The 12,944-nt window shown below is 45.7% G+C and carries 17 protein-coding genes; 7 read left to right on the plus strand and 10 right to left on the minus strand.

What is annotated here, in order from left to right; all coding sequences use genetic code 11:
* Positions 1–50: 50 nt before the first annotated feature.
* Both trxA and AC3WTJ_RS27150 read right to left on the minus strand, forming a co-directional pair.
* A complete protein-coding gene (gene trxA / locus AC3WTJ_RS27145) occupies positions 51–365 on the minus strand; it encodes a thioredoxin (protein WP_127452876.1) in 315 nt (104 codons plus the stop codon).
* 138 nt (positions 366–503) lie between these two features.
* A complete protein-coding gene (locus AC3WTJ_RS27150) occupies positions 504–887 on the minus strand; it encodes a MerR family transcriptional regulator (protein WP_127453203.1) in 384 nt (127 codons plus the stop codon).
* A 210-nt stretch (positions 888–1,097) separates the two neighbouring features.
* On the opposite strand from AC3WTJ_RS27150, the gene AC3WTJ_RS27155 reads away from it, so the two are divergent.
* The gene (locus AC3WTJ_RS27155; protein ID WP_157319615.1) at positions 1,098–1,241 is read left to right on the plus strand and encodes a YqzM family protein; all 144 of its coding nucleotides are present in this window, start codon (positions 1,098–1,100) and stop codon (positions 1,239–1,241) included.
* Positions 1,242–1,334: 93 nt separating this feature from the next.
* Positions 1,335–2,339 (plus strand): protoglobin domain-containing protein, encoded by a 1,005-nt coding sequence (locus AC3WTJ_RS27160; RefSeq protein WP_492524468.1) that lies wholly within the window; start codon positions 1,335–1,337, stop codon positions 2,337–2,339.
* Between the two features lie 73 nt (positions 2,340–2,412).
* Here AC3WTJ_RS27160 and dnaI read toward each other — a convergent pair whose 3' ends face one another.
* The 3 genes from dnaI to AC3WTJ_RS27175 form a co-directional block, all read right to left on the minus strand.
* The gene (dnaI, locus tag AC3WTJ_RS27165; RefSeq protein WP_407870977.1) at positions 2,413–3,363 is read right to left on the minus strand and encodes a primosomal protein DnaI; all 951 of its coding nucleotides are present in this window, start codon (positions 3,361–3,363) and stop codon (positions 2,413–2,415) included.
* Positions 3,364–3,414: 51 nt separating this feature from the next.
* Complete coding sequence (locus AC3WTJ_RS27170) at positions 3,415–4,923, minus strand: replication initiation and membrane attachment family protein (protein WP_492524469.1); 1,509 nt, start codon at positions 4,921–4,923, stop codon at positions 3,415–3,417.
* A 184-nt stretch (positions 4,924–5,107) separates the two neighbouring features.
* On the minus strand, positions 5,108–5,470 hold the full coding sequence (locus tag AC3WTJ_RS27175) for a winged helix-turn-helix transcriptional regulator (RefSeq protein WP_157319619.1): 363 nt from the start codon (positions 5,468–5,470) through the stop codon (positions 5,108–5,110).
* Positions 5,471–5,586: 116 nt separating this feature from the next.
* Between AC3WTJ_RS27175 and AC3WTJ_RS27180 the strand changes: the two genes are divergently transcribed.
* Entirely contained in the window at positions 5,587–6,633 is a 1,047-nt protein-coding gene (locus AC3WTJ_RS27180; protein WP_492524470.1) for a zinc-binding alcohol dehydrogenase family protein, read from the plus strand.
* Positions 6,634–6,712: 79 nt separating this feature from the next.
* On the opposite strand, the gene AC3WTJ_RS27185 is transcribed toward AC3WTJ_RS27180, so the two are convergent.
* Both AC3WTJ_RS27185 and AC3WTJ_RS27190 read right to left on the minus strand, forming a co-directional pair.
* A complete protein-coding gene (locus AC3WTJ_RS27185) occupies positions 6,713–7,597 on the minus strand; it encodes an alpha/beta fold hydrolase (protein WP_492524471.1) in 885 nt (294 codons plus the stop codon).
* Between the two features lie 72 nt (positions 7,598–7,669).
* On the minus strand, positions 7,670–7,954 hold the full coding sequence (locus AC3WTJ_RS27190; protein WP_315953257.1) for a YuiB family protein: 285 nt from the start codon (positions 7,952–7,954) through the stop codon (positions 7,670–7,672).
* Between the two features lie 179 nt (positions 7,955–8,133).
* On the opposite strand from AC3WTJ_RS27190, the gene hemQ reads away from it, so the two are divergent.
* Complete coding sequence (gene hemQ / locus AC3WTJ_RS27195; RefSeq protein WP_127452892.1) at positions 8,134–8,880, plus strand: hydrogen peroxide-dependent heme synthase; 747 nt, start codon at positions 8,134–8,136, stop codon at positions 8,878–8,880.
* A 91-nt stretch (positions 8,881–8,971) separates the two neighbouring features.
* Here hemQ and AC3WTJ_RS27200 read toward each other — a convergent pair whose 3' ends face one another.
* A complete protein-coding gene (locus AC3WTJ_RS27200; protein WP_127452894.1) occupies positions 8,972–9,253 on the minus strand; it encodes a hypothetical protein in 282 nt (93 codons plus the stop codon).
* 27 nt (positions 9,254–9,280) lie between these two features.
* A complete protein-coding gene (locus tag AC3WTJ_RS27205; protein WP_157319622.1) occupies positions 9,281–10,471 on the minus strand; it encodes an NAD(P)/FAD-dependent oxidoreductase in 1,191 nt (396 codons plus the stop codon).
* A gap of 434 nt (positions 10,472–10,905) precedes the next feature.
* Between AC3WTJ_RS27205 and AC3WTJ_RS27210 the strand changes: the two genes are divergently transcribed.
* Both AC3WTJ_RS27210 and AC3WTJ_RS27215 read left to right on the plus strand, forming a co-directional pair.
* Positions 10,906–11,907, plus strand: coding sequence for an NAD(P)/FAD-dependent oxidoreductase (locus AC3WTJ_RS27210; protein ID WP_127452898.1), 1,002 nt, complete (start codon positions 10,906–10,908; stop codon positions 11,905–11,907).
* A 66-nt stretch (positions 11,908–11,973) separates the two neighbouring features.
* Entirely contained in the window at positions 11,974–12,225 is a 252-nt protein-coding gene (locus tag AC3WTJ_RS27215) for a hypothetical protein (protein WP_407870973.1), read from the plus strand.
* 35 nt (positions 12,226–12,260) lie between these two features.
* Here AC3WTJ_RS27215 and AC3WTJ_RS27220 read toward each other — a convergent pair whose 3' ends face one another.
* Positions 12,261–12,416 (minus strand): sporulation histidine kinase inhibitor Sda, encoded by a 156-nt coding sequence (locus AC3WTJ_RS27220; protein ID WP_127452902.1) that lies wholly within the window; start codon positions 12,414–12,416, stop codon positions 12,261–12,263.
* Positions 12,417–12,755: 339 nt separating this feature from the next.
* Between AC3WTJ_RS27220 and AC3WTJ_RS27225 the strand changes: the two genes are divergently transcribed.
* Complete coding sequence (locus AC3WTJ_RS27225; RefSeq protein WP_145666792.1) at positions 12,756–12,917, plus strand: mechanosensitive ion channel protein MscL; 162 nt, start codon at positions 12,756–12,758, stop codon at positions 12,915–12,917.
* Positions 12,918–12,944 lie beyond the last annotated feature (27 nt).

Consider the following 12,944-nt stretch of genomic DNA (forward strand, 5'->3'; position numbering starts at 1 on the left):
ATGAGCTTTTTCTCACGAACAATTGTTTCTAATTCGAATTCAGAAACAACTTATTGATGGCGAGTTACAACATTTTTCAAAGCTTCTTTGGATTGGAAACCAACCACTTTATCAACAGGCTGTCCGTCTTTGAAAACGATCAGTGTTGGAATACTCATTACGCCGAAACGCGCAGCGGACTCTGGATTGTCATCCACGTTCACTTTTGCGATTTTCAAAGCTTCTACTTCTTTATCAAGCTCTTCCAAAACAGGAGCGATCATTTTGCAAGGTCCGCACCAAGGTGCCCAGAAGTCTACAAGTACTGTACCTTCGCTTTCAACTTCAGCTTTAAAGCTGTTATCAGAAACATTCACGATTGCCATGATAGTTCCTCCTTCTAAGAATGGATTTATAACATCAAGTAGTTAATTGCTACCGATGAACGTCAACATGTAAAGTATACCACACCCATAGGCCATTTCAACCAAACCATAACTTAGCAATCCGGTTGGCTCTGGAACCTACTTGGATGGCACGCCTACCGGCAGCCCCTGAAGCCTTTGCTGCTCAATATAAGCAATACGATCCTTCAAATTCGCTTGCAGCATCTGCAGCATTTCCATTTGCCGCTCAATGTCCTGCAGCTTCTCCGTGTAGAGTGGCAGCAGATCATCGCATTGCGACTCCTGATTTTTCATGACGCAGTTTAGAAAGCTTTCAATTTGTTCGGTCGTAAAACCCAGGCTCAAATAAAACTGAATGGTTTTCACGCGTTCAACAGCCATTTGGTTAAAAACCCGATAACCGTTCTCTTCGCGCTGCGTTGCGATAAGCCCTTTGGCCTCGTAGTACCGCAAAGAACGAATGCTGGCACCTGTCAGCTTGGATAATTCACTAATCCGCATGGCTTTCACCTTTTTCCTTTTCCTTGATCAAGTAAGGATGACTTTATTGTAAACCATAACACTAATGTTAGAGTCAAGACTTATTTTATACTTTCCGCTCCTGTCTGTTATTGTTTGCATAATTGTCACTTCCATTATCTTTACAAGTTTCGAGGAATTTGGGTATACTAAGTTTAAACTTTAGAATGTCGGACGTTAGGGGGTAACCACATGAGCGATCCTAAACACCCTGAGCTTCACGTGTATGAAGAACCGCGTAACGATTTCATGGACGTTGGTATCGGATTTGGCGTGTTCTTCGCGATCTTGTTTGTCATTGCAGCCGTTGCAACTGCTATTCAAGTAATGAAGTAGAACTTGTACAAGCCAATAAATCAACCGCTTTGCACTGTTAGTGTAGGGCGGTTTTTTCATTAGACCACACTGCAAAGGGGACTTACGATTCAAATGATTAAAGTTCATCCAGATCGCCAAAAACTCATTTCTTTTATCGGTTTAACGAACGCAGACTTACGATTATTAAAAAGTAAAGAAGAAGCCTTCCAAAGTGTTGTAGCACAACTGGTCGACCAACTGTATGCCGAAATCACCCAGGTCCCTGAGCTTGTTGCGATTATTCAGCAGCACAGCACGATTGAGCGCCTCAAAGAGACGCAGCGTTGGTACTTTCTATCCATGGCCTCCGGACTTATTGACGATGAATACATAACGAAACGTTTATACATAGGAAAAGTACACTCCCGCATCGGCCTGACAACTTCTTGGTACTTGGGCACCTATTTAAAATATACGGACATTGCTACTCAGCATTTCAAAGAAATCATGCCTGACGAGTGGACGCAAGTGCTCCATGCGTTAAGTAAAATGTTTAACCTGGACAGCCAACTTGTTTTGGAAGCCTACGAGCAGGATGAGAAGCTGAAAATTCAAACCTTAGTGGACGAGCAGGATATTATGCTGACGACCATCTCCAGTGTTGTACAGGACCTGGCTTCCATGATGGTAGAGCTTGGCGGCAGCAGTCAAACCGTAGCCGATACCGCGATAAAAACGGCGGAATCGCAGGATTCATCCAACCATCGAATTGACGAACTCCAACATGAGATCAAAGATATCTCGAAAATGGGTTCCGTCATGAAAGAAATTTCCGACCAGACGCATCTGCTTGGTCTTAATGCAGCTATTGAAGCTGCACGCTCTGGCGAGCATGGCCGCGGCTTTGAAGTTGTCGCCAACGAGGTGCGCAAACTGGCTTCGCATTCACGCGAAGCGCTCGACACCATCCAGAAGAAGCTGAAGCTGATTACGCAGAAGCTCGAACTCGTGCAGAAGGGCTCCGAGGAAACGACTCACTTCGCGCGTACACAAGCAGCTAGTGCGCAGGAGCTTACTTCCTTCGTTCAAATGATTGAAAGTGTAACTACCCAGTTGGAACGTCTAAAGAAATCATAACATTCATTGATACGAGAAAGACCCTTCCATCCACATGATCTGTGGTAGAAGGGTCTTTTTGAACTCCTCAAATCTATCTTCCCCGTTTATTCGTACCGGTCACTTCAACGACCTCAACGAAAGGACGGATACGGTCCATAATCCGTTGTCCTTTGTACTCCTCGTCGCCATCCTTGTTCGTGAAGCTGAAATGCTTCTCAAGATCATGCAGCGCATAGTTGGATGTAAAGAACGTCGGCTTCCGGTTCATCCGGTGATTCACAATCGCCCCAATGACATGGTCGCGGAGCCACGGATTGAGATTCTCCGCCCCAATATCGTCGAAAACAAGCAGATCCGTTTCTTTCAGAAGATCGATCGTCTCTTTCAACTTAGCGGGCTCTTGGAACATGCCTTTCAAGTCCTCGGCAAAATCCGGCATATACACGATGGCGCCCGTCATCCCCACTTTGGCCAGCTGATGCAGCATATAGCCCATGAGGAACGTTTTCCCCGTACCGAACGATCCGCATAAATAAAGCCCGCGTGTTTGCAGCCCGGTTTCCATGGTTTGATTAACGTAATCATTGATTTGCATGACCGCTTTCGCCCGATCCAAATCCGTTTCCAGAATATCGCCAAACGAGAAGCTGCGCGAAATCATCCGTGGATCTACGTGGAACGTACGAATCCGAGATGAAATCGCATCTTGGAGCTGCTTGGAGGTAAACTTTTTGCACGCCACTTTTTCTTCATGTATATACACTCTATCGTTATCCGTATCGGCGGTTAGCATTGTATAATGGCCTGTCATATCATTCGGGCAGTTCTCCAAGCCTGGGCAATTGGAGCAGGTTTTGTACTCGGTCACATATTGGTACAGCTTATTCATGTTAATCTTGACGGCATAATCATCGACAAACGGGTACTTCTCGCGAAACTTATGAACTAAGGCGTCATCCATGACCGCCTTGATTTTGACCTCGGCCTTACGTCTCCATTCCGAGTTAGGCATGGATTTAAGAATGTGCGACAGCGATTCCATGATTGCTGCACCTCCTATATGTGTGATCTCTTGCTATTGTCATAACGCATGTCAGCTCTTCCGATTAAACCGCTCATCCAGCTTCTGCGCCATCCTTCTCGCAGCCTCCAGCTCTTCTTCAGTTAATCTGGAAGAAGCCGCAGCGCCTGCATCCTGCACCACCATCGGGATATGCGGCTTCTGCGTCTTGCCCTGCCGGCCTCTGGTTACGGATCCGCCGCCGGCTTTGGCCGCCTCCACTTTGGATGCAGCTTTCTGTTTGTAGCTGATTTTCTCGCGCACATACTCTACGGCCTGCTCGTAAGTAACAATTTGTTTGCCGAGCATATCCGAGGCGACCGCTTCAATCGAAGACTTCGCCCAAGAGCGGCGGTCGATGTGCAGGAAGTGGATCAATACATTGATGACTTCTTCGTTTAACTTATAATTCAAATCAATTTTCTCAAATATATTAAGTACGCCGTCGGGAATTGAGCCCTGCGTAAAAAACATTTTCAGGACTGCCGTATACGGCTCGTTACGCATAATGTAGTTGTATTGATGATCTGTGCATTCGCCGCGCAGCTGCTGCGGCACTTCCAAATAATACGCCATCTCCACGGATTTCTCTTCCGCCTGATCTGTCGAGTTTTCGGCTCCGGTCTCTTCCGTCCTGGACAAGCTTCGCTCTCTTTCCTCGTCACGCTTCTTGCTTTGCCTGTAAAAGAGATTCGCGTTGTACTGCATGAGATCCATCTGCAGCTCGCCATCTTGGCTAAAGACGCCGTCTTCATCGAGCAACCGGCATGTTTCCTGCAAGGAAAGATTATACTTCTTGGCCACAATATTAATGGCTGCCATCTGATCCGGCTTATGCTTGAGCGCCTCAACGAAAATCCGGTTGCTCGCTCCGCGTGGGAACCTCATGATAATGTCCGCATACTGGAAACCTTTGGTCGTGACATCCAACCGGGCCTCACCCTGTTTGCTCGCAGATGCTTCATATAGTGCCTGCTCCAACTCATAGTCAACCACCTGGGTATTCAGCCTGAACAGGTCATAAAAGGGAACGGATAAATTCTCTTCGCTTGCTTCGCGGCACTCTTCCGGCTCCGGCGCCAACAAGTCTTCCCGAAGAGAGAGCAGCATGAACTTACCGACCTTATCGCGTAGCAGCAGCGTCAAATGTTGATTCCTGAAAAATTCATTGGGCCCAAGCGGTGGGAACAATGTGTAGACAAAAATATAATCTTCTTCATCCGCCAAAAACTTGCGGGTTGTCTGCAAGAGGCCAATGGCCTCAAGCTTGGAGGATTGCTCGATCAAATACTTCCGGCCTCGTTCTCCCTGCTCCAGATCCAGCAGCAGAAATAACTTACGCTGCTGTTCCAAAGGCGAAAATCCGACCTTTTCCGCACTCATCTGCTGATAGAGAGCTTGATAGAGACTTATTGCCAAACCACCGATCATCGGCTGATACATCATCGCCAACATTTTAAAATCCAAACTGCTTAAAGAAAATTCACGGCCTACACAAAACCTGTGATTCTCCGTGAAATGCAGCATATTCGTCATTCTCATCCGTTTACAGCACCATCCTGCCTAGGCTCAACCGATTGCCTGCCACCTTGCCGGCATCTCGGTTTCTCTCTCTATTAGTCTACCACAAAAATCGACACGCTTGGTATCTAGTAGAGAAAGATAATATTACCTAAAATGAAAAAACCAACCTTTCGGCTGGCTGGGTTGGCCTTGTACATGCCGCTTAGCTTTCGATGGAACATTCCGAATTTTGTTGATACTTTTTGCCCCATTCTTTCATTAGCAAAATAATCGGCGTCAAGGTTTGGCCAAACTCCGTCAAAGAATATTCCACTTTCGGCGGCACTTGGTGGTACACCTCACGATGGACAATGCCGTCCTCCTCCAGCTCACGCAGCTGCAAAGTCAGCATTCTTTGTGAAATGGATGGACAAATTCGTTTGAATTCATTGAATCTTTTGGATCCATCGATCATGTGATAGAGCAGCACGCCCTTCCACTTGCCCCCGATCACGTCCAATGTATATTCAACTGGGCAGCCTTCCCGGTCTCCTGTGCTGCCATAGCCGCTTTCTCGATCACGCATAATGCCTTGGCACCTCCTTAGTATACAAATTGATACTATACCACACGAATGTGCGTACTTCCTATTTTAGAATGAATGGGCTACACTGACAACATCATAACTATCATTCATAGGAGATGAGCATATTGAGTTCCCAAGAAACGATGAAAGCCGTAGGACTATTCCGTTATCTTCCTATTGAGCATCCTGAAAGCCTTATTAACGTTGAGATCGAGAAACCGGTGCCTATCGGCAAGGACCTGCTGATCAAGGTCAAAGCCATTTCCGTAAATCCCGTAGATACGAAAGTGCGTGCTCCGAAAGAGAAAACCGAAGACACACCTCGCATTCTGGGATGGGACGTCGCAGGTATCGTAGAGCAAACCGGGCCGGACTGTACGTTGTTTGAGCCAGGGGATGAGGTCTATTACGCCGGAAGCATAACACGCCCTGGCGGCAACAGCGAGTATCATCTCGTTGACGAACGCATCGCCGGCCGGAAACCGAAATCGCTGAATTTCGCCGATGCAGCCGCGCTGCCGTTAACAGCCATCACCGCTTGGGAAGGCCTGTTTGAGCGGCTCGGCGTATCACGGAATAAAGAGGATAATGCCGGCAAAACCGTCCTGATCCTTGGCGCTGCCGGAGGAGTTGGCTCTATCGCCACGCAGCTAGCGAAACTTGCGGGACTTACCGTCATCGGAACAGCATCACGCCCTGAATCCGCGCAATGGGTGCAGCAACTGGGAGCCGATCATATAATCAACCATTATGATGCTTTTTTACCTCAATTAAATACATTTGGCTTAACTGATGTTGACTATATTTTCTGCTTAAACAGCACGGCTGAGCATTGGCAGAATATGGCGGACGCAATCGCCCCGCAAGGGAAAATCTGTTCCATTGTAGAAACTAGTCAAACACTAAATATGAATCTCCTGAAAAATAAGAGCGCCACGTTCGCTTGGGAGTTCATGTTCACACGCGCGATGTTTCAAACATCCGACATGATCGAACAGCACAATTTGCTTAATGAAGTAGCCAAACTAGTCGAAACCGGACTACTAAGCACCACAGTGACTCAGCGATTAGCGCCAATCGATGCAGCAAACCTTCGCAAGGCCCATGCCATGCTTGAGGAAGGCCATACGATAGGCAAAATTGTTCTGGAACATTTTGAATAAAAGGAAAATGGGGGTGTCTCCAGGTTTGAATAAGACCTGTGGACATCCCCTTATGAGACTTATTTCACACAGGCCGGATTCAGTCAGGGGAAGTTTCGGTTTCCTCGCTGGCCCGGGTGTCTTCTCCGTACATGGCAGGGTTCATTTTCCTCGCGATCGCCAAATCGAGCAGTGCCCGCTCTGTGTGCTGATCCTCCAGACTCTCCACCCACAAGCGAATCAGATCATTCATCTTGGTTGCGTTTTTGATCGGAATTTGATGCTTCGCATCTTTTAGGAAGTAGAGCGAGCTATGGGGCAGACCTTGTTGCAGCAAATTGGCATATCGATGAAATGCACGATCCTTCCTACCAAACATTAGCAAAATCGGATGCTTGATATTTCGAAGCCGATGCGTACAGGAGTAGGCAAGGGTTTGCTTAAAATACATGCAGACATCATCGGACGTGTCTTTCTTCGCGCTCTCGTACAACTGGCGATAAGTCTCATGATTGTCTGCGTTTCCGTTCGTGATGGCTTTTTTCAACAGATTCATCAGCATAACCGGGCCGGTCATATTACATGCCATCCATACCCTGATTTTGTTATATACATCGGTCAATTCCGACATGCCGCTCACCACGATTCCTCCAAGGAATCGCTCAGGATAAGCTAAAAGCGCTTCCAGAAGGACCATCCCGCCTGTGGAATACCCGCAGAGATAAGCCTTTTCAATCCCGATTTCATCGAGCAGCATGCGAACATCCCGTGCTATTAACTCCATACTGAGCGGGCGTTCCGATGCTTGGCTGGACCCGTGGCCGCGAATATCAAATGTAATCACCTGGAAATGGTGGGATAACTGTTTTTTTTGATAAAAGAAAGCCTCTGAAGTTAACAGAGGCGGATGGATAAACACAATCGGGGTGCCGGTTCCTGAAATCTCATAATTCAGAATCGTCCCTTTTAAATGGGCAAAAGGCAAAGTCGTCTCCTCCGTCAGGTCATGTTCAAGAACTTCACCTTATCGTAGCCCGCTTTGCCTTTTATTATTACACTAGAACATTTTGAAGCCTTTGACACGCAGTGTTTTAATTGCTGATCCACTAAGAATAGCGCCAACTAGTCCGCCGATAGCCGGAACGATATCAACAATCGTAAAGCTTTCCCCGCTGGATAAAAAAGAGGCCGACCCCATTGACCCGTAGATTACAACGCCAATCACCAGTGCGATGAACGCATAGAGTGGAAACCAAGTCGTCTTCATCAGCATGTTCAATATAAAACCGATTCCAAAAAATAACACCATCATTAAGACAGTGGCAATAATCATCTGCAGCAATGTCTGATCCCCCTAATTATGAAACTCATCTTCCGCTTTCTTCTCATTGTAATCCACGAGATCGCACAGGTAAAGTGTACACAAATTGAACATTTCCCACTTCACCCTTTGTTCATTTGCCCTTTCCCCATGAATTGGATACAATGTAGGGGATATTAGCCTTGAATGGAGGAACACCCATGAGTGAAGCCGTACAAACGCTGGAAGGCTGGTATGCGCTCCATGATTTCCGGATGATTGACTGGAACGCATGGCATGCCGCAACCCCGCAAGAGCGTAAACATGCAACGGAAGAGCTGAATACATTCTTGTCCGATTGGCAGCAAATTGAAAACGATAAATTAGGCAGCACTGCCGTATATAGCATCGTTGGACAGAAAGCTGACTTTGTATTCATGCAATTACGCGAAACGTTAGAAGAACTGAATGATTTGGAAAATGCTTTTAATAAATCCAGCTTCGCCGCTTTTACAATCCCGGTATATTCCTATGTTTCTATCGTTGAATTAAGCAGTTACTTAGCTAAACCTGGCGTCGATCCTGCGGATGATCCGGAGATTCAAGCGCGCTTGAAACCAACGCTGCCTAAAGCGAAGCATATCTGCTTCTATCCGATGAATAAACGCCGCGAAGGCAATGACAACTGGTACATGCTCCCTGCGGACGATCGCAAAACGATGATGCGCAGCCATGGCATGATTGGCCGTACATACGCTGGCAAAGTGAAACAAATCATCACGGGTTCTGTTGGTCTGGATGATTGGGAGTGGGGCGTAACGCTGTTCTCCGACGATCCTCTGCATTTCAAAAAACTCGTTTATGAAATGCGGTTTGACGAAGTGAGCGCACGTTTCGGTGAATTCGGTGATTTCTACGTGGGTAACCTGCTTACACCTGAGAAGTTTACTAAACTCATTACGGTTTAAAATAAATAGAAGGACGGACCTCATGTCTGTCCTTCTTTTTTGTCTAGTAAAAAAGAAAGCCTGCCCTCTAAGAGCAAGCTTTCTTCATGGATTAATCTTCATCATCGTCGTCGCGGAGCGCAGCGGCAAGTTCGGCTTCCATCTGCGCTTTGCGTGCGAGATACGCCTCGGTATCGCGATCACGCTGCCGACTCTTTTCTTTCAACCGTTCGATGGCTGGAAGAATGAGAATATCAATTTCCTTTTGTACAACTGCTACATGATCGTAACGTTTCTCCGTCTCCAGAAAATGACCGACTTCAATCAGTCCATTGTAACGATCCAGTTCATCCCGGGTAAGAAGTCCTCTTACTTGGACACTGCAGTGCCGCATAGCGATCCCCCCGTTTACGAATGATGACTAGAAACGCCCTTTACGAATAACGAGCGGAATTCCGCCGATAATGTAGAGGTATCTCATATCAACCACTTTTTTCATCATGGCTGCTACATTACCTTTGAGTTTACGGGAACCAACAATCCCGATGGCTTGTCCTTTACCCAAAGAAGCCACTGTCCCTTTGTTGGAGAATTTGAAAGTTTTCATTTGCGAACCGCGAATGGAAGCAATCAGGTTATGAGCCACAGCTTCCCCTTGCTGCATCGCGATTTGTGCTGTTGGAGGGTATGGTCGGCCTTCATCGTTCATGACGATGGAACAGTCACCAACAACATAGATATTGTCGAATTGAGGAGCACGCAGGTACTCATCAACTTTAATTCTGCCGCGCATCGTTTCAAATCCTGCCTCATCGAGCATATGGTTACCGCGGATACCGCCCGTCCATACAACAGTTGCAGCCTTGATAAACTCATCGCCCGCGATCAGAACGCCTTCCGGAGTGCATTCTTTAATCGCTGTGCCGATTTTGAACGTGATGCCTTTGTCCGTTAAAATTTTCATCGCATACTCAACCAGCTCAGGGTCAAAACCTGGCAATGCCGTTGGAGCAGCTTCAATATTATAAATCTTCACGAGGGAAGGATCGACGTCGAATTCTTTGCAAAGCTGCGGAATACGATCTGCCAATTCACCAATGAATTCAATACCAGTAAACCCTGCTCCACCGATAACGAATGTCAGGTAATCTTTGCGATCCGGCTCACGCTTGTATTTCGCGAATTGGTACTCAATGTGCTCGCGGATGAAGCGAACACTGTTGATGCTCCGAATATTCAGCGCGTATTCTTTAAGTCCAGGGATTCCGAACGTTTCAGCTTCGCCGCCAAGACCGATAACTAGGTAGTCGTAAGAAAGCGTACCGTCTTCGAGAATAACCTTTTTCTCATGCGGACGGATTTGAGTAACAGTCGATTTCACGAAATCCACTTTGAACTCGTCAATCAATTTCAGAATGTTCACGCGTGCATTTTCAGGATTATCTGTCCCTGCAGCAGGCATATGGAGATGCGTGGTAATGTAATGGTAATCATGCTTGTTTACGAGCGTTACATCAGCTTCATTGTAATTTAATTCTTTTTGCAATCGAATTGCAGAAAGAATCCCGCCGTAACCGGCTCCTAGAATAACGATTCTTGGTATTCTACTCATGTCTCTCTCACTTCCATATCCGATTTTATTGTCCCATGGTTTCTCTATCTTGTGAAAATTTACACAAACAGTTTCAAAAGTCGTATACTGCCTCTAGTTTGCTCTCTCACGCAATGATTTATGATGATCAAAAAATGCATCAAAAAGCACGAATTTCGTCACAACATGGTAAACCGATTCTCATGATATAATATAATTTAAATTAGTAAAGATCAAGTGCTATTTTGGCTTAAAATCAAGCTTACAGCCGCTTCAGCCCTGTCCAACCATTGTAAGCATTACTTATCATATTTATAAGCGATTTATATAAAGAATTCACACTTTTCTGTTTCCTTCATTAGAAGAGACGTTTATAATGGAGTAATGATTGTGGCAATTCTTGCAATTCTGAGAATAATGGCACATCAAAGGAAATGAATCGGAGGAGTTTAACAATGATCGAGAAAGAAACTAATCAAGACATCGTTGATATTATTGTCATCGGTGGTGGACCTGCCGGGATGTTCGCATCCTTCTACGCTGGAATGCGCCATGCGTCCGTGAAAATTATTGAAAGCATGCCGCAACTAGGTGGACAGCTTGCCGCGCTTTACCCTGAGAAGTACATTTATGACGTAGCCGGATTCCCGAAAGTAACGGCGCAAGATTTAGTCAATAACTTACTAGCTCAAATGAAACACTTTCCTATAGATGTTTGCCTAGAAGAGAAAGTACATCAAGTTGTTAAAAAAGAAGAGCGTCTTTTCGAAATCACAACGGACAAAGGTACGCACACTAGCCGCGCCGTTATTATCACAGGCGGAGTTGGCGCATTCGAACCGCGTCGCTTGGAACTTCCGGAAGCCGCACAATACGAGAAAAAGAACTTACACTATTTCGTAAGCGATTTGAACGCATTTGCCGGCCAAAAAGTGTTGATCAGCGGCGGCGGCGATTCCGCGGTAGACTGGGCGCTTATGTTGGAGCCGATTGCTGAGAAAGTGACGCTGATTCACCGTCGCGATAAATTCCGCGCACACGAGCACAGTGTTGAGAACCTGATGAACTCCAAAGTAAACATCGTAACGCCTACAGAAATTACGAAACTTCAAGGCAGCGACCGCATTGAGCAAGTTACGCTCAAAGATATCAAATCGGGCGAAGAAACTGTGCATGATGTGGATGCTGTTATCGTTAACTTCGGATTCGTATCTTCCCTCGGACCGATTGCTGAGTGGGGACTTAACATTGAGAACGGCTCGATCGTTGTTGACTCCAGAATGGAGACGAACATTCCAGGTATCTTTGCTGCAGGGGATATCACGACATATCCGGGCAAATTGAAATTGATTGCTGTTGGCTTCGGCGAAGCACCTACGGCGATTAATAATGCCAAAGTTTATATCGACCCGACTGCTAAGCTTTCACCAGGACACAGCTCCAATTTGAAATTTTAAATCATCATCTTTCTACATAAAAAGGGGTATTCTATACCTAATCTTCGGATTAGGAGGAATACCCCTTTGTCATCTATATGTCCGGTTTGCAATGGCCTGCAGGAATTAACCACCGACTGCCCCGTGTGCTCACATGCCATGTGTGATGGCGGCAGACTAAGCGACTACCTTGGTCCCTACTCCCCTTATCGGGAGATTGATGTGTACTCGATGTCCGATTCGGACGGCACGTTGTCGGGTCATGGTGGTGAATGCCTTCATTTGCTCAATTGCCCCGATTGTATGCACAGTTTAACCATTCAGATACCGAATCTATGAGCATCAACTCTCTTAGATATGTATCTGTTAAGCCATTAGTTGAGCGGAGCTTCATCCTTGATGTAAACTTGCAGCTTCAAGTTCCGTCTCTGGATTTCGGCGAGCAATAGATCAACAAAATCTGATTCTAATCTCAAATCCAGTGCTTTGTAATAAGAGTCGATCAATGTTTCGTCGCTAATTTGTCTCACTGAAATCACCTTTATTCTATAATTTGTAATTATATTATCATGGGGTTAAAAATAGAACAACTGTTCCATTATCCACAGAAAATTGTGTATATCCTGTGGGTAAATTGTTGATATCCCCCCTAAACGGTATGATTGCTTGGGGGATATTGTGTATAAAGTTATACACATGCTAGACTATGCGCATACCGATAAAAAAAATTGATCACTTATTTTGTGGAATTCCGTGTAATACTTAATATTTCCTTAACGAAGTTCACAAATTTGAAAAGAAATTTTAATCGCCCGTTAATATTCATTGTTTATAATACGATTAGAAAGTTAATCAAAGGAGTGATAGACATGATCGTCTACGATATTGTACTGAATGGTGAAATCAAGGAAACGATTAAGCCCAAAAAGAACCGCTTGAAAGAAATCTACACGTATATGCTAGATCAAACAAAGCTTATGAAAGCTAAATATGGCGAGAACGTAAAAATTAAAAGCCGCATCGTGTACTAGGAATGATTCCCCGTCACTTGCGGCTCT

It is taken from the genome of Paenibacillus sp. FW101-FHT12H11 (genome assembly GCF_058790355.1).